At 63.9% G+C, this 24,215-nt stretch carries 22 protein-coding genes; 3 read left to right on the top strand and 19 right to left on the bottom strand.

From position 1 onward, the window contains the following. Positions 1-16 precede the first annotated feature (16 nt). The 17 genes from GWC77_RS17540 to rpsB all read right to left on the bottom strand — a co-directional run bounded on the left by GWC77_RS17540 (position 17) and on the right by rpsB (position 15,996). Positions 17-796 (bottom strand): RNA methyltransferase, encoded by a 780-nt coding sequence (locus GWC77_RS17540; protein ID WP_173259010.1) that lies wholly within the window; start codon positions 794-796, stop codon positions 17-19. Next, positions 793-1,617, bottom strand: coding sequence for a ribonuclease HII (rnhB, locus tag GWC77_RS17545; protein ID WP_173259012.1), 825 nt, complete (start codon positions 1,615-1,617; stop codon positions 793-795). Before rnhB ends, GWC77_RS17540 begins: the two co-directional genes overlap by 4 nt. Continuing rightward, positions 1,614-2,783, bottom strand: coding sequence for a lipid-A-disaccharide synthase (lpxB, locus tag GWC77_RS17550; protein WP_173259014.1), 1,170 nt, complete (start codon positions 2,781-2,783; stop codon positions 1,614-1,616). The genes rnhB and lpxB overlap by 4 nt, the downstream gene beginning before the upstream one ends. Continuing rightward, the gene (gene lpxA / locus GWC77_RS17555) at positions 2,784-3,572 is read right to left on the bottom strand and encodes an acyl-ACP--UDP-N-acetylglucosamine O-acyltransferase (RefSeq protein WP_173259016.1); all 789 of its coding nucleotides are present in this window, start codon (positions 3,570-3,572) and stop codon (positions 2,784-2,786) included. A 33-nt stretch (positions 3,573-3,605) separates the two neighbouring features. Then, positions 3,606-4,064, bottom strand: coding sequence for a 3-hydroxyacyl-ACP dehydratase FabZ (gene fabZ / locus GWC77_RS17560; RefSeq protein WP_173259018.1), 459 nt, complete (start codon positions 4,062-4,064; stop codon positions 3,606-3,608). Positions 4,065-4,194: 130 nt separating this feature from the next. Beyond that, positions 4,195-5,268: a UDP-3-O-(3-hydroxymyristoyl)glucosamine N-acyltransferase gene (gene lpxD / locus GWC77_RS17565; RefSeq protein ID WP_173259020.1), complete on the bottom strand. Its 1,074-nt coding sequence runs from the start codon at positions 5,266-5,268 to the stop codon at positions 4,195-4,197. A 20-nt stretch (positions 5,269-5,288) separates the two neighbouring features. Beyond that, the gene (locus tag GWC77_RS17570) at positions 5,289-5,819 is read right to left on the bottom strand and encodes an OmpH family outer membrane protein (RefSeq protein ID WP_173259022.1); all 531 of its coding nucleotides are present in this window, start codon (positions 5,817-5,819) and stop codon (positions 5,289-5,291) included. Between the two features lie 34 nt (positions 5,820-5,853). Then, entirely contained in the window at positions 5,854-8,157 is a 2,304-nt protein-coding gene (gene bamA, locus GWC77_RS17575; protein ID WP_173259024.1) for an outer membrane protein assembly factor BamA, read from the bottom strand. Between the two features lie 68 nt (positions 8,158-8,225). Further along, the gene (gene rseP, locus GWC77_RS17580; RefSeq protein WP_173259026.1) at positions 8,226-9,602 is read right to left on the bottom strand and encodes an RIP metalloprotease RseP; all 1,377 of its coding nucleotides are present in this window, start codon (positions 9,600-9,602) and stop codon (positions 8,226-8,228) included. A 7-nt stretch (positions 9,603-9,609) separates the two neighbouring features. Then, positions 9,610-10,833 (bottom strand): 1-deoxy-D-xylulose-5-phosphate reductoisomerase, encoded by a 1,224-nt coding sequence (locus GWC77_RS17585; RefSeq protein WP_173259028.1) that lies wholly within the window; start codon positions 10,831-10,833, stop codon positions 9,610-9,612. A 28-nt stretch (positions 10,834-10,861) separates the two neighbouring features. Then, positions 10,862-11,683: a phosphatidate cytidylyltransferase gene (locus GWC77_RS17590; RefSeq protein ID WP_173259030.1), complete on the bottom strand. Its 822-nt coding sequence runs from the start codon at positions 11,681-11,683 to the stop codon at positions 10,862-10,864. Next, the gene (uppS, locus tag GWC77_RS17595) at positions 11,677-12,459 is read right to left on the bottom strand and encodes a polyprenyl diphosphate synthase (RefSeq protein WP_173259032.1); all 783 of its coding nucleotides are present in this window, start codon (positions 12,457-12,459) and stop codon (positions 11,677-11,679) included. Before uppS ends, GWC77_RS17590 begins: the two co-directional genes overlap by 7 nt. A gap of 66 nt (positions 12,460-12,525) precedes the next feature. Continuing rightward, positions 12,526-13,086, bottom strand: a complete 561-nt coding sequence (gene frr, locus GWC77_RS17600) for a ribosome recycling factor (RefSeq protein WP_173259034.1) — start codon at positions 13,084-13,086, stop codon at positions 12,526-12,528. A gap of 102 nt (positions 13,087-13,188) precedes the next feature. Next, positions 13,189-13,902 carry a UMP kinase gene (pyrH, locus tag GWC77_RS17605; RefSeq protein ID WP_173259036.1) on the bottom strand — a complete coding sequence of 238 codons (714 nt, stop codon included), beginning with the start codon at positions 13,900-13,902 and terminating at the stop codon, positions 13,189-13,191. Further along, positions 13,886-14,161: a hypothetical protein gene (locus GWC77_RS17610; RefSeq protein WP_173259038.1), complete on the bottom strand. Its 276-nt coding sequence runs from the start codon at positions 14,159-14,161 to the stop codon at positions 13,886-13,888. Before GWC77_RS17610 ends, pyrH begins: the two co-directional genes overlap by 17 nt. 23 nt (positions 14,162-14,184) lie before the next feature. Continuing rightward, positions 14,185-15,066 carry a translation elongation factor Ts gene (gene tsf / locus GWC77_RS17615; protein ID WP_173259105.1) on the bottom strand — a complete coding sequence of 294 codons (882 nt, stop codon included), beginning with the start codon at positions 15,064-15,066 and terminating at the stop codon, positions 14,185-14,187. Between the two features lie 174 nt (positions 15,067-15,240). Further along, positions 15,241-15,996 (bottom strand): 30S ribosomal protein S2, encoded by a 756-nt coding sequence (rpsB, locus tag GWC77_RS17620; protein WP_173259040.1) that lies wholly within the window; start codon positions 15,994-15,996, stop codon positions 15,241-15,243. 339 nt (positions 15,997-16,335) lie between these two features. On the opposite strand from rpsB, the gene map reads away from it, so the two are divergent. From map to GWC77_RS30315, 3 genes are all read left to right on the top strand, one after another. Beyond that, complete coding sequence (map, locus tag GWC77_RS17625) at positions 16,336-17,142, top strand: type I methionyl aminopeptidase (RefSeq protein ID WP_173259042.1); 807 nt, start codon at positions 16,336-16,338, stop codon at positions 17,140-17,142. 112 nt (positions 17,143-17,254) lie between these two features. Beyond that, positions 17,255-19,825: a [protein-PII] uridylyltransferase gene (locus tag GWC77_RS17630; RefSeq protein ID WP_173259044.1), complete on the top strand. Its 2,571-nt coding sequence runs from the start codon at positions 17,255-17,257 to the stop codon at positions 19,823-19,825. A 759-nt stretch (positions 19,826-20,584) separates the two neighbouring features. Further along, positions 20,585-21,535 (top strand): pseudouridine synthase, encoded by a 951-nt coding sequence (locus GWC77_RS30315; RefSeq protein WP_367949057.1) that lies wholly within the window; start codon positions 20,585-20,587, stop codon positions 21,533-21,535. Positions 21,536-21,595: 60 nt separating this feature from the next. On the opposite strand, the gene def is transcribed toward GWC77_RS30315, so the two are convergent. Next, positions 21,596-22,129: a peptide deformylase gene (gene def, locus GWC77_RS17640; protein WP_173259048.1), complete on the bottom strand. Its 534-nt coding sequence runs from the start codon at positions 22,127-22,129 to the stop codon at positions 21,596-21,598. Further along, positions 22,126-24,174, bottom strand: coding sequence for an NAD-dependent DNA ligase LigA (ligA, locus tag GWC77_RS17645; RefSeq protein ID WP_173259050.1), 2,049 nt, complete (start codon positions 24,172-24,174; stop codon positions 22,126-22,128). Before ligA ends, def begins: the two co-directional genes overlap by 4 nt. Between the last annotated feature and the right edge of the window lie 41 nt (positions 24,175-24,215).

A 24,215-nucleotide genomic window follows, 5' to 3' on the forward strand; every position in this document is an offset into this window, starting at 1 on the left:
CGCCAAGGCTGCGGCCTCAAGCCCGCTGTTGACGGCACTGTTCGAACAGGCAAATAGCGGCGGCCGCGGCAACGTTGAGCGATTCCATCCCGCCCGGCTGAGGAATGCTCAGCCAGTACGAAACGGCGGCGCGCCACGCGGGCGACACGCCGGCGCCCTCGTTGCCGAAGACCCATGCGATGGGCCCCGACAGATCGCAATCGTAAAGCGGTGAAGCCGCGTGCGAATCGGTGATCGCCACCGGCACGGCAAGACGTGGAATCAACGTCTCCGCCGCCGCATCTTCGTGGACATCGAGCAGAAAATGCGCGCCCATCGCGGAGCGCAGTACCTTTGACGACCAAGCGTAGGCAGTTCCCGGCGCACAAAACACGCGCTTGATGCCGGCAGCAGCCGCGCTGCGCAGGATCGAACCCACATTGCCCGCATCTTGTACACCGTCGAGCACGACGCAGGTCTCGTCGATGCACTCCGGTAGCGCCCGCACGAGTTTCGGCACGACGAAGAGCATGCCAACGCCGTTGACGACGTTCGATAGCTGCCCGAACAACGCTTGCGGCAACGACACGAGATGTGCCGGATCGACGCGCCCGACGATCGCCTGCGCCTCCGGATGATGCAATGCCTCGTCGGTAACCACGCAAGTCTCGGGTTGCCCCGCAACATCGAGGTAAGCGCTCGCGAGGTGAAAACCCTCGAGCAGCGCATGGCCGCTTTTGCGCTGCTGGTGCGTCGAGCCGGCCAGCGCCTTCAGACGCTTATAGAGCGGATTGTCGCGCGAAGTAATGGCTTTCACGGCATCGAGGCAGGCGTGGGCGCGGCATCTTCGCCTGGCGCTGACGTGGGCGCGGCAACGTCCACGAGCGCAAATGCCTCCTCGAGCGTAGATGGGACCACGACCTCGGCGCCGGCAGGCAGGCTGACGCGCACGCCGCGCTGCTCGTATGCCTCGCGCACGGGCGCGAATGAGCGCCGATGGTGCTCGCAGGGGCCGTGCTCGGCCAGCGCGGCCAAATGCTGCGGCGTGCTGTAGCCGACATGCGCGTTGAACCCGTACATCGGAAAACGTTCGTGCAGCTCGTTCAGCATCCGGTCGCGCGTTACCTTCGCAAGAATCGACGCCGCCGAAATCGCCGGCACGAGGGCATCGCCGCCAATGATCGCTTCGCTTCGGATCGACAGCACGGGACAACGATTGCCGTCGATTTTGGCCAGTGTCGGCATGATCGCCAGTCCTTCGACGGCGCGTTTCATCGCCAGCATCGTCGCGTGAAGGATATTGAGCGTATCGATTTCCTCGACGCTGGCCGAGGCCACGCAATAGGCAATCGAGCGTTCGACGATCTTCTCGTAAAGCGCTTCGCGCGTTTTCGCGTTGAGCACCTTGGAATCGTCGAGACCGCGAATACGTCGTTTCGGATTCAGGATGACGGCCGCCGCCACGACGGGACCGGCCAGCGGTCCGCGCCCCGCCTCGTCGACACCGCAGACGATGTCGAGCGGCGAGCTGAAATCGAGCGCCGATTGCGGCGCGTCGCCAGCCGGTTTGCCCGCTGTCTTCGATGCTGCGGCACCACTCGCCGCGCCGGCGCGGCGCGTTGGACCGGAGGCCGTCATGTTCGTACCCTTCTCGATTCGATGATCCGCTCGACCGCCTCCGCCGCGCGCTCGGCGGTGTTGCGTTTGAGCGTCTCATGCATGCGCGTGAACACTTCGGTGAGCGTGCGCCGATTCGCTTCGTCGTGCAACTGGGTCAGCGTTGCATCCGCGAGCGCTTGCGGCGTAGCGAAATGCTGCAGAATTTCGGGAACGACGAAGCGGCCCGCGAGGATGTTGGGCAAACCGACGTACGGGAGATAACCCTGGCGACGCATGATCTGTCCCGTCAACCAAGGCACCTTGTACGAAATCACCATCGGCTTTTTCAGCAGTGCGGCTTCCAGCGTGACGGTGCCGCTCTTGACGAGCACCGCGTCGGCCGCTGTCATGGCGCGCTGCGCATCGCCTGGGGTGATCGTCAGCGGCAGCCCCGGATGAGCGTCGGCGAGCGGCTGCAGTTGCGCGCGTAAAGCCGGCGTCGCGGCCGGCATGACGAAGCGCACGTCAGGCTCGCGCTCGTGCATGAGCGCCATCGCGGCAAAGAACGTCGGCCCGATCAACTCGATCTCCGAGCGTCGGGAGCCCGGCAGCACCGCAATCACCGGACCGCCCGCGGGCAGGCCCAATGCCTGACGCGCACTCGCCATGTCGGGCACGAGCGGAATCTCGTCGGCAAGCGGGTGGCCCACGTAAGTGGCCGGAATACCGGCTTTCTCGAGCAGCTCGATCTCGAACGGGAAGACACAGAGCATATGGTCGACCGACCGCGCAATCTTCTTGATGCGGCCACCGCGCCAGGCCCAAATAGACGGGCAGACGAAGTGAATGGTCGGAATGCCCGCTGCGCGCAACGGCTCCTCGAGCCCGAAATTGAAGTCTGGCGCGTCCACGCCAACGAATGCGTGCGGCCGCTCTGCCAGCAGTTGATGCTTGAGGTCGCGCCGGATCCGCAGAATCTCGGGGATGTGACGTAGCGCTTCCACATAGCCGCGCACCGTCAGCTTCTCCATCGGCCAATGTGCATCGAAGCCGTGCGCGATCATGCGCGGCCCGCCGATGCCGTAGTAGCGCGTGCCAGCCGGCAGCCGGCGCACGAGGCCGCCCACGAGCGCCGCGCCGAGCAGATCGCCCGACGGCTCGCCCGCTACCATTGCCACGCGCAGCGAGTGGGTCGGGAGCACCATTTAGCGGATGATGCCGCGCTGCGACGCGTCGATGAAGGCGATCAGCTTGCGCACGTGCTCGTCTCCGTCGCCGCCTGCCGCCGCGAGTTCGCCCAGTTGGGTCTTCGCTTCCTCGAGCGACAGCCCGTTCTTGTAGAGCAGACGGTAAGCGCCGCGCAGCGCGGAGATCGCGTCGGCGGAAAAACCGCGCCGGCGCAGGCCTTCGACATTGATGCCGTGCGGCTCCGCCTTGTTGCCGGCCGCGATCACGAACGGCGGAATGTCCTGCACGAGCGCCGACGCGCCGCCGAGCATCGAATGCTCGCCGATCCGCACGAATTGATGAACGCCCGACATGCCGCCGACGATTGCCCAATCGCCGACGATCACATGGCCGGCCATCTGCGCGTTGCTCGACAGAATCGTGTTGCTGCCGACGTGGCAATCGTGACCGATGTGCACGTACGCCATGATCCAGTTGTCGTCGCCGATCGTCGTCACGCCGCCGTCTTGCACGGTGCCGGTATGAATCGTCGTGAATTCGCGAATCGTGTTGCGATCCCCGATGACGAGCCGCGTCGGTTCGCCCTGGTACTTCATGTCCTGGGGCCGCCCGCCGATCGAAGCGTAATGCCCGATCCGGTTGGCAGCGCCAATGGTCGTGTGGCCTTCGATCACGCTATGCGAACCGATGACCGTTCCCGCGCCGATCGTGACGTTCGGGCCGACGATCGCGTACGGCCCGATTTCGACCTCGTCGGCCAGCTCTGCGCCCGATTCGATGATCGCGGTGGGATGAATCCTGCTCATGCGCCTTCGCCCTTCTTCAATACGTCAATGCGTTCACTGATCGGTATGCTTGATCGTGCACATCAGATCAGCCTCGGCTGCCGTCACGCCATCGACCTCGGCGCGCGCTTTGAATTTCCAGATACCGCGCATGCAGCGCTCGAACGCCACGTTCAGAATCAACTGATCGCCCGGCTCTACGACGCGCTTGAAACGTGCCCCGTCGATGCCGACGAAGTAATACAGCGCCGTCGCGGGATCGTGCGCCTCTTCGGTGAACGTCAACAGCGCCGCGGTCTGCGCGAGCGCCTCGATAATCAGCACGCCCGGCATCACGGGCCGCTGCGGGAAGTGACCAACGAAATACGGTTCGTTGATCGACACGTTCTTCAGTGCCTTGATGCTTTTGTGCGGTTCCAGCTCGAGCACCCTGTCGACGAGCAGGATCGGGTAGCGATGCGGCAGCAGCGTCAGAATCTTATGGATGTCGAGGTTGATTTTTTCAGTGCTCATGGTGTGTCTGCTCCACGCTCGATTGCGCGGATGATAACTGCTGTGCTTCGTTCGAAGCGTTCGTGCTGCCTGCGCCCGCGGCGTCCGCCGTTCATGCGCGGCACCGCCATTCGCGCACTTCAGGCGCTCTTCATGCTCCGCTGTCGCGCTCGGCGACAGCGGCCTCCAACGCTTTGATGCGCTCCCGCAGCTTGTCGAGGTTACGCATCAACGCGGCGCTCCTGTTCCACTCGCCGTGCTCGACCGCCGGAAACGCGCTGGTGTAGATGCCCGGCTTGGGCAACGATTTCGAAACCCCCGATTTGGCCGTGACGATCACGTAGTCGCCCAGCGTCACGTGCCCCGCAATGCCAACGGCGCCACCGATCATGCAGTGGCGTCCGATCGTCGTACTGCCCGCGATGCCGGCACAGCCCGCGATGACCGTATAAGCGCCGATGCGGCAGTTGTGGCCGATCTGCACGAGGTTATCAATCTTCACGCACTCCTCGATGACCGTATCGGCCATCGCACCGCGATCGATCGTCGTGTTCGCGCCGATTTCGACGTCCGGGCCGATCCTCACCCCGCCGACCTGCGGAATCTTGACCCACGTCCCCGTCCGCGCATCGCCCTCGCCGACGAAGTCCGGCGCAAAGCCGAAACCGTCCGATCCGACGACGGCGCCCGCGTGAATGATCGCGCGCGGTCCGATCTTGCAGCCGTGATAGACGGTCACGTGCGGATAAAGGTGCGCGCCCTCGCCCACGTGCGTGCCGCGGCCGATCGTGACGTTCGCATCGAGCCGCACGCCTTCGCCAATGACGGCGCCGGCCTCGATCACCGCATGCGGGCCGATGACCGCGCTTGCCGCCACCTGCGCGCCCGGATCGACCACCGCGCGCGGATGCACGCCCGCCGCGGCCTTGGGCGCAGCGAGATCGATGAACATCTGCGCCACGCGGGCGAAATAAGCGTAAGGATTCGGTGTGACGATGAAATTACGCCCCTCGCACGATCCGAGCTTCGCGAGGTCCGCCGGCGAGATCAGCACGGCGCCGGCTTGCGTCGCCTCGACTTGAGACAGATATTTGGGATTGGCTAAAAAGGCGAGCTGATCCGAGCGCGCCTGATCGAGCGGCGCGAGGCCGCCAACACGTGTCGTCGCGTCGCCGACGATGTCGCCGCCGAAACGCTGCGCAATTTCACCGAGCGTCAATGCCATTCGCTTGCTACCCCGCGTGTTCAGTTCGCTGCGTTCGCCGCAAGTGCCTTGAGCACCTGGTCGGTGATGTCGATGCGCGGACTCACATAGACCGCCTCTTGCACGATCAGGTCGTAGTGCTGCTGCTCGGCGATCTGCTTGATGACCTTGTTCGCGCGGTCGAGCACAGCGGCCAGCTCTTCATTGCGGCGCTGATTGAGGTCCTCGTTGAACTCGCGACGCTTGCGCTGAAAGTCGCTGTCGAGGTTCGAGAGCTCGCGCTGCTTTTCCGCGCGCTCGACGCTCGACATCTTCGGACCGTTCTTGTCGAGCGCATCGGACATCGCCTTCAGACGCTGAGTCATATCGCGCAGGTCACTGTCGCGCTTCGCGAATTCGGCCTCCAGCTTCTTCTGCGCCGCTTGCGCCGCGGCGGATTCGCGCAGAATGCGATCGGAGTTGACGGCCGCGATGCGGGCTTCCTGAGCACACGCCTCGCCGACGCTGGCGCCCAGCGCGACCGCCAGCGCAGTCGCGCAAATCAAGCGTTTCGAAAACGTACCGGTTAGCAAAATCTTCCTCTCGATGCTGTTTGGGGCGCGTTCGTCAGAATGCCGTCCCGATCTGGAACTGGAACTTCTGATATTTGTCGCCGTCGTGCTTCGTCACGGGGAAACCGAGGCTCAACTTGAGCGGCCCGATCGGCGAAATCCATGCGAGACCGACACCGGCACCATACCGCAAGCCGTTCGCACCGACACTGTTACCGAGTTCGCCCCAGACGTTACCGCCGTCGAGGAACGTGAATACACGCAGCGTCCGGTCATAGCCGGTACCCGGCAGCGGGAACGTCAGCTCGATGTTGCCGACGACCATCTTCGAGCCGCCGATCGGATCTCCGGTCGTCGCATCGCGCGGCCCGAGCGAGCTCGGCTCATAGCCGCGCACGGAGCCGATACCGCCCGCGTAGTAGTTCTTGAAGATCGGGAAAGGCTTGCCCGCCAGGCCGCGACCGTACCCGCCCTGCAAGTTCAGGCCCAGCACGAAGCCGCGCGCGAACGAGTAGTAGTACTGCGCCTGCAAGTCCGCCTTGTAGTACTGGGTCGCACCGGCCGGCGTGCCGTACTCGGCGTTCGCCTGCGTGAAGTAGCCGCGGCTCGGCACGAGCGCGCTGTCTCGCGCGTCACGCGACCACGCCACCGTCACGGGGATGTTGTTCGATACGCGGCCGAAGTCGTTCACGTAATCGCGGTAGCTCTTGGGTGTGTTGCTGTCGATATCGAGCCGGTTCTGCTCGAAGCCCGCGCCGAAATAGACGGTATCCACTTCCGAGAAGGGGATGCCGAACTTCAGATCGCCACCGGCCGTGATGATCCGGAAGCTCGAGCTCGTCGAGTAATAAAGCGGCTCGGTGGTGCGGTAATAGACGTCGGTGATCCGCTTGATGCCGTCGACGGTGAAGTACGGGTCCACCTGCGTCACCGTCAGCGTGCGATAGGTGCGCGCCGTGTTGACGTTGACCGCGAGGCTCGTGCCGGAACCGAAGACGTTGTCCTGCGATACGCCGGCCGACAGCACGACCTTGTCCGTCGACGAGAAACCGGCGCCGAGCGTAATCGCGCCGGTCGGCTTTTCGGCGACCTTGACGTCGACATCGACCTGATCCGCCGTCCCCTCGACCGGCACCGTCGTCACATCGACATCGGTGAAATAGCCGAGCCGGTTGACGCGGTCCTTCGACAGTGCGAGACGGCTCGAATCGAACCACGAGCTTTCGAGCTGGCGCATTTCGCGGCGCACGACTTCATCGCGCGTGCGCGTGTTACCGACGATATTGATGCGCCGGACATAGACGCGGCGGCTCGGGTCCACCTGCAGCGTCATCGCAACGGTGTGATGCTGCTGATCGATCTCCGGCTGCGCGTTGACGGTTGCGAACGCATAACCGTATTCGCCGAGCTTGTCGACGATCGCTTTCGTCGTGGCTTGCAGCTTGTCCGCCGAGAACCGCTCGCCCGGCTTGATCTTGATGAGCTTTTGCAGCTCGGCCTGGCGATCGAGCAGATTGCCGGCCAGCTTGATACTCGAAATCTTGTAGGGCTCGCCCTCGTGTACCGTCAGCGTGAGGTACATGTCTTTCTTGTCGGGCGAGATCGAGACCTGCGTCGATTCGATGTTGAACTCGAGATAGCCGTGATTCAGATAGTACTTGCGGACGTTCTCGAGGTCGGTCGTGAGCTTGTCTTTCGAATAAAGGTCGTTCTTCGTGTACCAGGAGAACCAGTTCGGTGTCGACAACTGCATCTCGTTGCGCAGCGTGCTCGTGCTGAACGCCTTGTTGCCGATGAAATTGACCTGGCGGATCTTCGCACTCGGGCCTTCCGTCACCGAGAACAGAATCGAGACACGGTTGCGGTCGACAGGCGTCACCGTCGTCTTGATTTCGGCCGCGTAAAAACCGCGCGTCAAATACTGGCGCTTCAGTTCCTGCTCCGAGCGGTCGACGAGCGACTTGTCGTAGTATCGCCCCTGCGACAGGCCAACGCTCTTGAGCGCCTTGAGCAGTGCATCCTTTTCGAATTCGTGCAAGCCGGAGAAGTCGATCGAAGCAATGGCCGATCGCTCGACGACGTTGACGATGACCGTCTCGCCTTCCGTCGAAATCTGTACGTCGTTGAAGAACCCCGTTGCGTAGAGCGCGCGGATCGCCTCCGATGCTTTGTCGTCCGTGAACGTATCGCCTTGCTTGATCGGCAGGTAGGCGAACACCGTGGCCGGTTCGACCTGTTGCAGCCCGTTGATCTTGATGTCCTTCACCACGAAAGGCGCCGCGGCATGAGCGACGAGCCCGTGGACGGCGATGGCCGTGGCTGCGACAGTCTTAGGAACAAAGCGATGAGGTTTCAACAACGTGCTTCCCCAATGTTTTTAGCTGCATCAGTCCGCAGCGGCCTGCCGAGCGCATGCCGCGGGACGCTTTAGAAGTGGATTAAACGAGCCAGGTCGTTAAAGAGCGCGATCGCCGACAACGCGACGATGCAAACGAGTCCGGCTCTTTGCAGAACAAGCTGCCAACGCTCCGATACGGCCTTGCCGGTCGCAGCTTCAACCAAATAATATAACAGATGCCCCCCGTCCAATACCGGAATTGGCAACAAGTTCAACACGCCGAGGCTGATGCTGACGAGCGAGAGAAAGGACAGGAAAGGCACCCAGCCAAGCCGCGCGCTCTTGCCGGCATAATCGGCGATCGTCACCGGGCCGGACAGATTCTTGATCGAGGCCTCGCCGATCAGCATGCGCCCGAACATCCGCAGCGAGTAGACACCGATCTCCCATGTGCGCCTCGCACCGCGTGCGACGCTTTCGAGCGGGCCGTAACGCACGTGCACCGTAGCCACCTTGGTGGCGAGCGCAGCCCCGATGCGGCCCACCTCGCGCCCCGTAGCGGAGTCTTCTTGCGCAATGGGCGTGATCGTCACGGCGAGCGGGCCGCTTGCCGCGTTGGGCCGCTCCACTCGAAGCACGATCGGATGTCCGGCGTGAGCCTTCACGTAAGCGATGAACGCTTCGGCGCCGTCGATGCGTCGGCCGTCGACCGTGCGTAACACATCGCCCGTTGCGAGGCCGGCCTGCTGGGCCGCGCTGCCAGGCTCCACGGCAGCCACCGAAAGCGCGCCGCCTTCGTCGAAACCCAGCTTCGACATGAAGTCGTCGTCGACGTCGCGCTCCGAGACACGGCTGAGGTCGACTTGGAAGTCATATGTGCCGTGCCCGTCGTGCGCGCGAATGACGACGCGCCGATGGTCGAACGCCGCATCGAGCAGCTTCCAGCGCAAATCGGACCACGAGCGCACAGGCTCGATGTCTGCACCGTGCACGTCGCCGATCGCGACGATCGTTTCCCCGCCTTCGAAGCCCGCATGCGCCGCTACGCTATCGGCCGGCGGCGTGGCGAGCGTGGCCGCCGGCTCGACGACACCGGTCGCGAAAACGGCCGCGAAAAGGACGATGGCGAGCGCGAAATTGGCCAGCGGCCCCGCCAGCACGATCGCGATGCGCTTGGCAACATGCTGGCGATTGAACGCGAAAGGCAGGTCGGAGCGGGCAATGCCCGCCCCGGGATCCCGCTCGTCGAGCATCTTCACGTAGCCGCCGAGCGGCAGCGCCGAGACGGTCCACTCGGTACCGCTCCTTTTACCGACCCAGGTCAAGAGCGGGCGACCGAAACCGATCGAAAACCGCAACACCTTGACGCCGCACAATCGCGCGACAGCGAAATGCCCGAATTCGTGAACGACGACGAGTATGCCGATCGCAACGGCGAACGCGGCAATTTCGATCAGCAGGTTCATCTACGTCTCACTGCAACGCGCGGTTCGCCCGGTCGCGGTGAACGGCAGTGCGCCCCGCGATGGGACGCCGCGCGATGAAATCGATGGCGGCGCGCCGCGCCGCGGCATCGGCTTCGAGCACGGTAGCGAGCCCGTCCGGGCGTTGGTTCGGCACCGCATCGAGCACGGCCGCCACCGTTTGCGCGATATCGGTGAAACCGATGCGGCGCTCGAGAAAAGCCTCGACCGCGACCTCGTTGGCCGCATTGAGCGCCGCGCTCGCAATTCCGCCTGCGCTCAGCGCCTGCATGGCGAGCGCCAGACACGGGAAACGTTCGTAGTCGGGTTTTTCGAAGCTCAGCGACGCGACCTGTGCCAGATCGAGTTGAGCGACGCCCGAATCGACGCGCTCCGGAAAAGCGAGCGCGTGCGCTATCGGTGTACGCATGTCCGGATTGCCGAGCTGGGCCAGCACCGATCCATCGGCGTACGAAACGAGAGAATGGATGACGCTTTGCGGATGGATCAGCACGTCGATGCGCTCGCCGGGCAGATCGAACAGCCAATGCGCCTCGATCACTTCCAGCCCCTTGTTCATCATCGTGGCCGAATCGACGGAGATCTTGCGGCCCATGACCCAGTTCGGATGCTTGCAGGCTTCCTCTGGCGTGACATCGACGAGCGTGGCCGGTTCGCGCGTGCGAAACGGGCCGCCCGACGCCGTCAGGATGATCTTGGCGACGCCGCCGCGCGGCGACGCGTCGCGCGGCAGGCACTGGAATATCGCGTTGTGCTCGCTATCGACGGGCAACAGCGTGGCGCCGTGGTCGCGCACGGCATCCATGAAGATCGCACCCGACATGACGAGCGCTTCCTTGTTCGCGAGCAAAATGCGCTTGCCGGCAACGGCCGCGGCCAAGCTCGGCGCAAGCCCCGCCGCGCCGACGATCGCTGCCACCACAGTGTCGCAGCCATCGCTTTTGGCCACATCGACGAGTGCCTGCGGGCCATAAGTCACCTGGGTTGCACAACCGGCCGCACGCAATTGCGCCTCGACTCGCGCCGCTGTCTCCGCATCGCCGACCACGGCGACCTCCGGCACAAAGCGCAGACATTGCTCGACGAGCTTATCGCCGTTGCGATGCGCACTTAAGGCATAGACCGAGAAGCGCTCCGGATGGCGAGCAACCACGTCGAGCGTGCTCTCGCCGATCGAGCCCGTGGAACCCAGCAGTGTCAAACGTTTTGTCATAAGTCATTTCCTGGGCGCCGAAGGCGCCTTACGCCACGAGCAACATCACGAGCGGCAACACCGGCAGCAATGCGTCGATGCGATCGAGCACCCCGCCATGCCCCGGCAACAGCGCGCTCGAATCCTTCACGCCCGCCTGGCGCTTGAGCAGCGACTCGAACAGATCGCCGACGATGCTGAAGGCGACGAGCCCGGTGAGCGCCAGCAGCGCGCGTACTGCGCCGAGCTTCGTCGACAACGTCAAAAAAAGCGTAGGCGCGAACGCTTCGCTTGCCATCGCCACGCCGCCCACGACGAGCACGGCGATCCAGCCTCCCACGGCGCCTTCCCAGGTTTTGCCCGGGCTGATGGTCACCGCGAGCTTGTGCTTGCCGAAAGCCTTGCCAGAGAAGTATGCGCCGATGTCCGCAAGCCAGACGACGATCAGCACCGAAAGCACGAACGCGACGCCAATCGTGCGCGCGAGCACCAGCGCATGCCAGCAGGCGACGAAGACGACAAGCCCCGCCAACACTAGGAATGCGCGCCACGCCCCGTGTGCAAGCTGCGGCTTGCGGGCAAGCGCGAACGGACCCGCGAGGAGCCAGAATATCGCGGCCGCCTCGAAAAGCGGGCGCGTCGCCCGCATGCCGGGGCCGAGCCGCAGGCTCGCCAGCAGCGCCACCGCGGCCAGCGCGGCGTAGCCATACGACGCGATGGCCGGCAAACCCAGAAGGCGCCCCCATTCCCATGCCGCCAGGACCACGACCAGTCCAATCAACGCACCGAACGCACTTGCCGGCGCATAAAGCGTGACCGGAACAAACACGGCCAGCAAAACGATGGCCGTGACGACGCGGGTCTTCAGCATGGGAGGGAATCGACGTCCTGCGATTGCGGCTCGAGCTGTGCGCTGGTGCGGCCGAAACGCCGCTCCCGGCGTCCATAAGAGGCAATGGCATCGGCGAGCGTATTGGCATCGAAATCGGGCCAGAACGTCTCGGTGAAATAGAGTTCGGTGTAAGCGAGTTGCCAGAGCAAGAAGTTGCTGATGCGCGTCTCGCCGCCTGTGCGGATGAACAGATCGGGCTCCGGCGCGTAAGCCATCGCCAAATGCCGGGAAAACGCTTCCTCGTCGAAATTCGCCGGCTGGCCTTCCTGCGCGGCTTCCTCGGCGGCCTTGCGGGCCGCCTGCAGGATATCCCAGCGCCCGCCGTAATTGGCGGCAATCGTCAGCGTCAGCCGTTCATTACGTGCCGTTTTGGTTTCCGCGCGGCGAATGAGGTCTTGAATGCGCGTATCGAACTGCGACAGATCGCCCACGACGCGCAAGCGAATGCCGTTGGCGTGCAGCTTGCCGACCTCGCGCTCGAGCGCGGTCACGAAAAGCCGCATGAGGAAAGACACTTCTTCCACGGGCCGTCGCCAATTTTCGGAGCTGAACGCGAAAAGCGTCAGATATTCGACGCCCGCGCGCGCGCACGCCTCGACGGTCGCGCGCACCGCATCGACGCCGCGCGAATGGCCCGCTACGCGCGGCAAACGTCGTTGCGTCGCCCAGCGGCCGTTGCCGTCCATGATGATCGCGACGTGGCGCGGAACGGCTGCGACATCGGGTACGCGAACAGTTGAGCTGGTATAAGTCATGGCCGCCGGGACAGATAACTGCTTTGAACGAAGTAAGACCGGGAAGACGTCGGGAGGCGCGTGGCCTCAGACCGTCATGATCTCGGCTTCTTTCGTATGCACGAGTTTCTCGATCTCGGCGACGTACTTGTCGGTGAGCTTTTGGACTTCGTCGCTGGCGCGGCGTTCGTCGTCTTCGGAGATTTCCTTGTCCTTGACGAGCTTCTTGAGCTGCTCGTTGGCGTCGCGGCGCAGATTGCGCACCGCGATCTTCGCCGTCTCGCCTTCGCTCTTGACGACTTTCGTCAGCTCGCGGCGGCGCTCCTCGGTCAGCGCCGGCATCGGCACCCGAATCAAGTCGCCCTGCGTGGCGGGATTGAGCCCGAGATCCGACTCGCGGATCGCCTTTTCGACCACGGCGACCATCTTCTTTTCCCAAGGCTGCACGCCGATCGTGCGCGCATCGATGAGCGTCAGGTTGGCCACCTGAGAAATAGGCACGTTCGATCCATAGTAGTCGACCTGGATATGATCGAGCAGGCCCGTATGCGCGCGCCCGGTGCGGATCTTCGCCAGATCGCTCTTGAACGCCTCGATCGAACGCTGCATCTTTTGATCGGCGCCCTTTTTTATCTCTGCCAGACTCATTTAAACCTCCGAACCTTCATAACAGTGCGGATCGCCCGCGCGCCAACGGCGCGCATGACCACGGACAAGCCGCGGCGGGCGTTTTCCGCGTTGTGCGAGAGTTTACACGTGGACCAGCGTACCCTCGTCCTCCCCCTGAATGATGCGCTTCAGTGCGCCGGGCTTGACGATCGAAAAAACGCGGATCGGCAGCTTCTGATCGCGACACAGCGCAAACGCCGTCGCATCCATGACCTGGAGGTTGCGGCCGATCGCCTCGTCGAAGCTGATCGTCGCATAGCGCGTTGCCGACGCATCCTTGTTCGGATCCGCGGAGTATACGCCGTCGACCTTCGTCGCCTTGAGCACCACTTCGGCGCCGATTTCCGAGCCGCGCAACGCCGCAGCGGTATCGGTCGTGAAGAACGGGTTGCCCGTACCTGCCGCGAAGATCACGACCTTGCCTTCCTCGAGTTGCCGGATCGCCCGCGGACGGATGTACGGCTCAACCACCTGATCCATACGCAGCGCCGATTGCACGCGCGCCTCGATTCCCGCGTGCCGCATCGCGTCTTGCAGCGCAAGCGCGTTCATCATCGTCGCGAGCATGCCCATGTAGTCGGCCGTGGCGCGATCCATTCCCGCCGCACCGCCGGCCACGCCGCGAAAAATGTTGCCGCCGCCGATCACGACCGCGAGTTGCGTGCCGAGGCCAACCACCTCAGCGATGTCCGCCACCATTCTTTCGATCGTCGCGCGGTTGATGCCGAAGGCATCGTCGCCCATCAAAGCTTCGCCGGAGAGTTTGAGAAGAACGCGTTTATAGGCTGTGGGCATAGCGGTATCCGATCGCGCCGAAGGGAGTGACGACAATGTGGAACTGTAGGGGTGAAACATAAATTCGAGCAAGCATCGCCCACGCCGCGCCGCGTGCTCGCCGGGCAACTGGCAACACAGCCACCCGGCAAAGCTTGCGCGCGATGACTAGGTGAAAACCCCTAGCCAATAGTCGATAGTCGGTGCCGCCGATGCCGCGAAGCGGGTTCGCGCCGAACTCCGCATCGAGGCTCGCCTCGCCGTCCGAATGCACCCGCATCCGGACGTTTTCGAGGCGCGTACTTACTGTTGCTTGGCGGCTGCGACCTGCGCGGCCACTTCGGCCGCGAAATCGTCCTGGCGCTTTTCGATCCCTTCGCCGACGACGAAGAGCGCGAACTGCTGGACCGACGCATTGGCCGCCTTCAGCATCTGCTCGATCGTCTGCTTATCGTTCTTCACGAACGGCTGATTCAGCAGCGACACTTCCTTCAGATACTTTTGCACGCTGCCTTCGACCATCTTCGCGACGATATCGGCCGGCTTGCCCGATTCGGCTGCCTTCTGCTCGGCGATGCTGCGCTCTTTCGCGATCAGCTCGGCTGGCACATCGCTCGCGGAGAGCGACACCGGCTTCATTGCGGCCACGTGCATGGCGACATCCTTGCCGACTTGCTCGTCGGCGCCCGTGTACTCCACGAGCACGCCGATGCGCGTGCCGTGCAGGTAGGCCGCGAGCTTGTTGGTCGTCTCGAAGCGCACGAAGCGGCGGATCGACAGGTTTTCGCCGATCTTGCCGACGAGCGCGAGGCGCACGGCGTCGACCGTCTGGCCATTCAGCGTCAGCGCGGACAGCTCGGCCACATCGGCCGGCTTGTGGGCCACCACGAGTTCCGCGACTTGCTTGGCGAACGCGTTGAAATCGTCGTTCTTCGCGACGAAGTCCGTCTCGCAGTTCAACTCGACGAGCGCGCCCGCGTTGCCGCTGATGGACGAGACGATGATCCCCTCGGCCGTCACGCGCGAGGCGGCCTTGCTGGCCTTGTTGCCGAGCTTCACGCGCAGCAGCTCTTCCGCGCGGGACATGTCGCCTTCGGCTTCCGTCAGCGCCTTCTTGCACTCCATCATGGGCGCGTCGGTCTTCGCGCGCAGTTCTGCCACCATGCTTGCGGTAATTGCCGCCATCATTCGCTCCTTGAGTCTGTCTTTCATAGGCCGCCCGCAATCGACGCGAACGGCAGGCATTCGTTCGCGGCACGCGCCGAAACCGCCGCGCCGCATCAACGGCCGTCACCGCGGCCGAAACTCAAAAAAAGGGGGCCCCTGAAAGCCCCCTTTTTTGCCGGCCCCAGGGTTGCTTTACGCCTCCCCGTTGACCTCGACGAATTCGTCGCCGTCGCCCTCGCCGCGCACTGCCTGGACGACTTCGTTCACCGCATTCGCGCGGCCTTCGAGGATCGCGTCCGCCACGCCGGCCGCGTAAAGCGCCACAGCCTTGCTCGCGTCATCGTTACCGGGGATCACGTAGTCGATCCCTTCCGGCGAGTGGTTCGTGTCGACCACGGCGATGACCGGCACGCCCAGCTTGTTGGCTTCCGTCACGGCAATCTTGTGATAGCCGACGTCCACGACGAAGATCGCATCGGGAATGCCACCCATATCCTTCACGCCACCGATCGACTTCTGCAGCTTCGCGATTTCACGTTCGAACAGCAGGGCTTCCTTCTTGCTCATGCGCTCGAGCTCGCCTGCCTCGACGGCCGTCTCCATGTCCTTCAAGCGCTTGATCGAAACCTTCAGCGTCTTGAAGTTGGTCAGCATGCCGCCAAGCCAACGGGCGTTCACGTAAGGCATACCGCAGCGCTGCGCCTCTTCGGCGATCGTATCGCGCGACTGACGCTTCGTACCCACGAAAAGAATCGTGCCCCGATTCGCCGCCAGCTGACGCACGTACTTCAGCGCGTCGTTGTACATCGGCAGCGTCTTTTCGAGGTTGATGATGTGAATCTTGTTGCGATGACCGAAGATGAACGGGGCCATCTTGGGGTTCCAGAACCGGGTCTGGTGACCGAAGTGGACACCGGCTTCCAGCATTTGACGCATGGTGACTGCCATTGAAATTCTCCGCGAGGGTTGGGCCTTAAGCCGGCTGCAGTAACGGATGCGCCACACGCGTGCACGGACGATCTCGCCGACGCTCGCGTATCATGCGCACCCGGCACCCTGGATGCGCCGGCTTGCGATTTACTCAAAAAAATTTGACGCTTTGACTTCCAGCCGCCGAAGCTCCGAGCGAACGAAACACGGAAAACATGAATTCCGCCGGGCATCATTGACGACTAGCCAGAAAGTATATCACGCTCGCGGCGCCCGCCTCAACACCGACCTTGGTTTCAGCCGGCGGCTCTATATGGTGCGATAATCCGGCAATCCGCGTCTCATGCTGGCACTCCAATGGCTATCACGATCAAAAACGAATACGACATCGAGCAAATGCACATCGCGTGCCGACTCGCGAGCGAAGTGCTCGACTACATCACGCCCTTTGTCAAACCGGGCGTGACGACGGGCGAGCTCGACCGGCTCTGCCACAACTACATGCTCGACGTGCAAGGCACGATCCCGGCGCCGCTCAATTATCAGCCGCCCGGCTACCCGCCCTATCCGAAGGCAACCTGTATTTCGGTGAACGACGTCATCTGTCACGGTATTCCGGGCGACAAGATCGTCAAGAACGGCGACGCCCTGAATATCGATATCACGGTCATCAAAAACGGCTATTTCGGCGATACGAGCCGCATGTTCATCGCCGGCGAAGGCTCGATTCTCGCCAGGCGGCTCGCCCAGACGACCTACGAGTGCATGTGGCTCGGAATCGAGCAGGTGCGCCCGGGCGCGCGGCTCGGCGATATCGGCCACGCCATTCAGAAGCACGCCGAGGCCCAGGGCTACAGCGTCGTGCGCGAATACTGCGGCCATGGTATCGGCAAGGTCTTCCATGAAGACCCCCAGGTGCTTCATTACGGCCGCCCCGGCACCGGTCTCGAGCTCCAAAAGGGCATGATCTTCACGATCGAGCCGATGATCAATGCCGGGCGCCGCGAGATTCGCACGATGCCGGATCAATGGACCGTCAAGACGCGCGACCGCAGCCTGTCGGCGCAGTGGGAGCATACGGTGCTCGTCACCGATACGGGTTTCGACGTGCTGACCGTTTCGGCCGGAACGCCCGAACGGCCCCGTCTGTCCGTCGCCGCCTAACGGCGGCGCGCACCCCTTCAGCCGGCGGGCCGCGGCGCGTATCGCGCGAGAGCGGCGGCGCCCGCTGCCTGGCCACCGTTGTCGCCATCGTCAGCCGCATCTTCGTCGTCACATGAGCGTCCCAGCCGCCCTGCCCCATTCCATGTCGCTCAAAGCGGATTACCGCGTCGCCAAGACGGCGCTTCTCGATCGCTTCAAAACCGCCGGCAATGTCGATGCGGCCATGCGCGCGCTCGCACGCGCCACGGACGACGCGTTGCGCCGCGCCTGGCTCGCCTGCGAAATGCCGGCCTCGCTCGCGCTCGTCGCCGTCGGCGGGTACGGTCGCGGCGAGCTTTCGCCCTATTCCGACATCGACATTCTCGTGTTGTTGCACGAAACCCCCGGGCCCGAGCTCGAAGCGCGCATCGAGCGGTTCATCGGGATGGCGTGGGACCTCGGGCTCGAACTGGGCAGCAGCGTGCGCACCGTCGACGAATGCATCGACGAGGGAGAGCGCGACATCACGGTGCGCACTTCGCTGCTCGAAGCGCGACGCATCACGGGCAGCACGGCGCTTTTTCAGCGTTTCGCACTGCGCTTCAACGAAACGCTCGACGCGCGCGCATTTTTTCAAGCGAAAGTCCTCGAAATGCGGCAGCGCCATGCGAAGTTCCAGGACTCGCCGTATAGCCTCGAGCCCAATGTCAAGGAAAGTCCCGGCGGGCTGCGCGACTTGCAGCTGATTCTTTGGATCGCTCGCGCCGCCGGCTTTGGCAGCAGTTGGCGCGAGCTCGACCAACGCGGTCTCATTACGGCGCGCGAAGCGCGCGAGCTGCGCCGCAACGAAGGCTTCCTGAAGATGCTGCGTGCCCGGTTGCATCTAATCGCGGGGCGCCGTCAGGATGTTCTCGTTTTCGATCTGCAAACCGCTGCCGCCGAGAGCTTCGGCTACCGCTCGACGCAGGCGCGGCGGGCGAGCGAGCAGCTCATGCGCCGCTATTACTGGGCAGCGAAAGCGGTGACGCAGCTCGCGACGATCCTGATCCAGAATGTCGAAGCGCAGCTCTTCCCGCGCACGAGCGGCATTACGCGGGTGCTATCCGAGCGCTTCGTCGAAAAGCAAGGCATGATCGAGATCGTCAGCGACGACGTGTTCGAGCGCGCGCCCTCCGCCATTCTCGAGGCGTTCTTGCTCTACGAGGCCACGCCGGGCACCAAGGGGCTGTCCGCACGCACGCTGCGAGCGCTTTACAACGCCCGCGAAATCATGGATTCGCGCTGGCGCAAGGCACCCGAGAACCGGCGTCTCTTCATGCAAATCCTCAAAGAGCCGCAGGGCATCACTCATGCACTGCGGCTCATGAATCAAACGAGCGTGCTCGGCCGGTATCTGCTGAACTTTCGGCGCATCGTCGGCCAGATGCAGCACGACCTCTATCACGTCTATACGGTCGACCAGCACATTCTGATGGTGCTGCGCAATCTGCGCCGTTTCGCCCTTGCCGAGCATGCGCACGAGTACCCGTTTTGCAGCCAGTTGATGGCCAATTTCGAGCGCCAGTGGGTGCTCTACGTGGCCGCGCTTTTTCATGACATCGCGAAAGGCCGCGGCGGCGATCATTCGACGCTCGGCATGACCGACGCGCGGCGCTTTTGCCGCGAGCACGGCATCACGGGAGACGACGCCTCGCTGATCGTCTGGCTCGTGCAGCAGCATCTGACGATGAGTCAGGTTGCGCAGAAGCAAGACACGAGCGACCCGGCCGTCATCAAGCAGTTCGCCGAACTCGTCGGCACGGAGCGACGGCTCACCGCGCTTTATCTGCTGACGGTCGCCGATATCCGCGGCACGAGCCCCAAGGTCTGGAATACCTGGAAAGGCAAGCTGCTCGAGGACCTTTACCGCATGACGCTCGCCGTGCTGGGCGGCGCACGCCCCGACGAGCACTCCGAGCTCAAGACGCGCAAGGAGGAAGCGCTGGCCCTGCTGCGGCTCGAAACCGTGCCGGAGAACGCTCAGCGCGCGCTTTGGGAGCAGCTCGATGTCGGCTACTTCCTGCGGCACGACGCCGCCGACATTGCCTGGCAAACGCGTGTGCTGTATCGCCACGTCGAAGCGCAGGCGCCCATCGTCCGCGCTCGCCCGGCACCCATCGGCGAAGCACTGCAAGTGCTCGTCTATGTACGCGATCGCCCCGATCTGTTCGCCGGCATTTGCGCCTACTTCGAGCGCAACGGATTGTCCGTGCTCGATGCCCGCATCAGCACGACCCGCCACGGCTATGCGCTCGACAATTTCATCGTCGCGCATCCCGAGCAAGACGTGCAGTATCGCGATATCGCGAATCTCGTCGAGCAGCAGCTCAGTGCCTGGCTTTCGTCGGGCGAGCCGTTGCCCGAGCCGTCCAAGGGTCGGCTGTCGCGCCTCTCGCGCACGTTCCCGATCACGCCGCGCGTCGATCTGCGGGCCGATGAGCGCGGCCAGTACTACATACTCTCGGTCTCCGCAAACGACCGGCTGGGTCTGCTTTATTCGATCGCGCGCGTGCTCGCCAATCATCGTGTCGGCGTGCATGCCGCCCGCATCAACACGCTGGGCGAGCGCGTCGAAGACGTCTTTCTGCTCGATGGGCGCGGTCTGTCCGACAGCCGGCTGCAAATTCAGCTGGAAACCGAACTGCTGCAAGCCATCGCACTCTAGGCGCTGTTTCACCGCCGCTCAGGCCTTGCGCCCGCGGTCCTGTTTTTTCGAGAATCTATGCGCGTCAAACTGACAGCCAAGCATCCGCGACCGGACACACCGGATCGCGCTCCCGTTCGTTCCGGCAGCCCGTCGGCACGCAAGCCGGCGCGAGGTGCCGCAGCACCGCGTGCAGCGGGCACAGCACCCGGCAAGGCAGCGCCGGCGCCACGCGCCCCCGGCGCGAAAGCCGCGGGCGGCACGCGAAGCGCGGGCACGACACTCGCGCCTCGCAGGCGCGAGGACAAGCCGGGCTCGTCGCCCGTCGAAAGACGCCAACGACCGGCAGCACCGGGCGCCCGCAGGGCAACCGCGTCCGGCAGCACGCTCGCGGGGGCGTCGGCCGGCGTGCCGCGCGGCCGTGAGCGCGACAGCGCTCCGGGAACTCGCAGGGCTGCGGCAAGCAACGACAAACGCACGGGGACCGTCTCGAACGAAACGGGAACCCGCACGCCGAGAACCGGAACCGGCAAAGGCGCGGCCGCCGCGGGGGACGTGCGTGGGACTGGCGCCCGCGCGCCCCGGGCTGCGGCAAGCAACGACAGACGCACGGGGGCTGTCTCCCACGACAGCGGAAGCCGCACGACGAGGACCGGAACGGGCGGCGACAAACGCACGGCCGCCGCGGGGGACGTGAGTCGGAGCGACACCCGCGCGCCCAGGACCGCGGTGGGCAGCGGCAAACGCGGAGGCGCCACCGCGAACGAAAGCGGAGCTCGTGTGCCCCACCGGAGCGCAACCGGCACGGGCAAACGCTCTGGCGCCGCCGTACAAGCCCGGCCCGAGCGTAAGACGGGCTCGCAGGTCTTGCGCCAGCCGACGGAACGCACGGAGCGCACGGAGCGTGCCGAGCGTCCTGAGCACCGCCCGACCAGTGCGGCCGCAGCAAAGTCCCCGGCGAATCCTGAAACGGCGGGGACCGTGCGCCTATCGAAACGCATGTCCGAACTCGGTCTATGTTCGCGCCGTGAAGCCGATGAGTGGATTGCGAACGGCTGGGTGCGCGTCGATGGCGAACGAATCGATACGCTGGGCGCTCGCGTACGTCCCGATCAGCAGATAGAGATCACGCGCGATGCGCATGCCGCGCAATCGCGGCAAGTCACGATCCTGCTCCATAAGCCCATCGGATACGTGTCGGGACAGGCCGAAGACGGCTATGAACCCGCCGTCACGCTCGTCACCGCAGCCAATCGCTGGGACGGGGACCGTTCGCCCGTGCGCTTCTCCCCAAGTCATCTGCGCGCGCTCGCGCCCGCTGGCCGCCTCGATATCGATTCGACGGGGCTGCTCGTGCTGACACAGGACGGCCGCATCGCGAAGCAGCTGATCGGCGAACATTCGAGCGTGGAAAAGGAATATCTCGTGCGTGTGACCTACGGCGAGCACACGACCGATGTCGACAAGCACTTTCCCGCCGACAAACTCGCGTTGCTGCGGTTCGGTTTGTCGCTCGATGGCGCAGCGCTGAAACCAGCCAAAGTCAGCTGGCAAAACGGCGAACAGCTGCGCTTTGCGCTGCGCGAAGGAAAGAAGCGGCAAATCCGTCGCATGTGCGAACTCGTCGGCTTGCACGTCGTCGGGCTGAAGCGCGTCCGCATGGGCCGCGTGGCGCTGGGCGCACTGCCGCAGGGAAAATGGCGTTATCTGCTGGCGGACGAGGCGTTTTGAACAGCGACGCCGTCCGGGCCTTGCTCTCGCGAGCTCGCCCGGACGAACGGAAAGCGCGTGTCAATCGTCGCTGTTGGGGTCGAGATCGGGGAAGAGCACCTCGGTGAAGCCGAAATTCGAGAAATCGGTTATCCGCATCGGGTAGAGCTTGCCGATCAGATGGTCGCATTCGTGCTGCACGACGCGCGCATGAAAGCCTTCGGCCACGCGGTCGATCGGCTGCCCATACTGATCGAATCCGTGGTAGCGGATCATCGAAAATCGTCCGACGATCCCGCGCATGCCCGGCACCGAAAGGCACCCTTCCCAGCCCTCTTCCGTATCCTGCGATACCGGTGTGATGGTCGGATTGATGAGCACCGTCTCAGGCACCGGCGGCGCCTCGGGATAGCGTTCGTTGTGTCCGAAGCCGAAGATGACCACTTGCTGATCGACGCCGATCTGCGGTGCGGCAAGCCCCGCGCCGTTGGCGGCATGCATCGTCTCGAACATGTCCGCGATGAGAGCGTGCAGCTCGGGCGTGTCGAAATGATCGACGGGCTGGGCGATGCGCAAAAGACGCGGATCGCCCATCTTGAGAATTTCGCGAATCATGGATTGTGACCCTCCAGAAGCTTGCGCATACCGTCTTCGTCGAGCACGGGAATGCCGAGTTCCTCGGCTTTCGTAAGCTTGCTGCCCGCCTCGCTTCCCGCCACCACATAATCGGTTTTCTTCGACACGGAGCCGGACACCTTTGCGCCGGCCGCCTCCAACAGTTCCTTGGCGTCTTCGCGCGAATAGGTCGGCAGTGTGCCGGTCAGCACCACGGTCTTACCGGCCAGCACCCCTTGCGGTGCGCGCGGCGCCGGCGGCCCTTCGGGCCAGCTGACTTTGCCGGGCGCCCGCAACTGTTCGATGACAGTCCGATTGTGCTCTTCTGCGAAGAACTGATGAATCGACTCTGCTACGACGGGGCCGACATCGTTGACTTCGAGCAATTCCTCCATCGATGCGTTCATCAGCGGATCGAGCGAACCGAAATGGCGCGCGAGGTCCTTCGCCGTCGATTCGCCCACATGCCGAATACCGAGCGCATATATGAAGCGCGCAAGCGTCGTGTGCTTGGCCTTTTCGAGCGAATCGAGCAGATTCTGCGCTGATTTTTCGGCAAAGCGGTCGAGTTGGGCCAGCGTCGCGAAACCAAGATTGAAAAGATCGGCCGGTGTACGCACGAGTTGCTGCTCGACGAGCTGGTCGATGATCTTTTCACCGAGGCCATCGATATCGAGCGCGCGGCGCTGCGCAAAATGCCAGATGGCCTGCTTGCGCTGCGCTGGACAGAACAGCCCCCCGGTGCATCGTGCGACGGCTTCGTCCGGCAGCCGCTCGATGCGCGAACCGCAGACCGGGCAGTGGGTGGGCATCACGAACTCCCGCGCGTTCTCGGGCCGGCGCTCGAGCATGACGGACACGAGCTCGGGAATCACATCGCCCGCGCGTCGCACGACGACGGTATCGCCAATGCGGGCGTCCTTGCGGCGGACCTCGTCTTCGTTGTGCAAGGTGGCGTTCGTGACGGTCACGCCACCGACGAAGACCGGCTTGAGCCGCGCCACCGGCGTAATCGCGCCCGTGCGCCCGACGTTGACGTAAATGTCGAGCAGCTCCGTCATGGCCTCTTCGGCCGGGAATTTATGCGCGAGCGCGAAACGCGGCGCTCTCGAAACGAATCCGAGCCGGTCCTGCTCGTCGCGCCGATTGACCTTGTAGACGACCCCATCGATCTCGTAAGGCAACGACTTACGTTTTTCGCCGATACGTCGGAAGAATTCCAGGAGCCCTTGCGCGCCGTCGACCGTGGCGCGTTCGGCACACACCGGCAACCCGAGCTCGCCGTACCAGTCGAGCAGCGCGCTGTGGGTACCGGGCATCTCGATACCGTCGAGCTCGCCGATGCCGTATGAAAAAAACGAGAGCGGCCGATGAGCGGTGATTCTCGGATCGAGCTGCCGCAAACTGCCCGCCGCCGCATTGCGCGGATTCGCGAATTCGCGTTGCCCGGCTTCGCGTTGACGCGCATTGAGCCGCTCGAAGTCGCGCTTGAACATCAGCACCTCGCCTCGTACCTCGACGAGGCGCGGCACGCTATCGCCCTTCAGCTTGAGCGGAATGGAACGGATCGTACGCACGTTCTGGGTCACATCCTCGCCCGTTGCACCATCGCCGCGCGTCGCGGCCTGCACGAGCCGGCCGTTCTCGTAGCGCAGCGCGATCGCGAGGCCGTCGAACTTCAGCTCGCACGCGTATTCGACCGATTCGCTGCCGAGCACGTCGGCGACGCGCTTATCGAAGGCGACGATATCTTCGTCGGTAAAGCCGTTGTTCAGCGAGAGCATCGGCACCGCATGGTGCACGGGCGCGAAGCCGCTCGACGCCTGGCCGCCGACACGCTGCGTCGGCGACTCGGGCGTGATCAGATCGGGGTGTTCGCTTTCGATGCGCTGCAGCTCGAGAAAGAGCCGGTCGTATTCGGCATCGGGCAGCTCGGGCTGATCGAGCACGTAGTACTGAAAGTTAGCGCGATCGAGCTCCGCACGTAGCCATGCTGCGCGCTCGGCGGGTTGGTCTGTCGGGGCTTGTGCAGTGTGTTCGGCCATGCGGGGGCGCTCTTGTTCGATTTCGATTTCGAGTTCACCCC

The sequence above is a fragment of the Paraburkholderia sp. NMBU_R16 genome (assembly GCF_013282575.1).
Taxonomy (GTDB): domain Bacteria; phylum Pseudomonadota; class Gammaproteobacteria; order Burkholderiales; family Burkholderiaceae; genus Trinickia.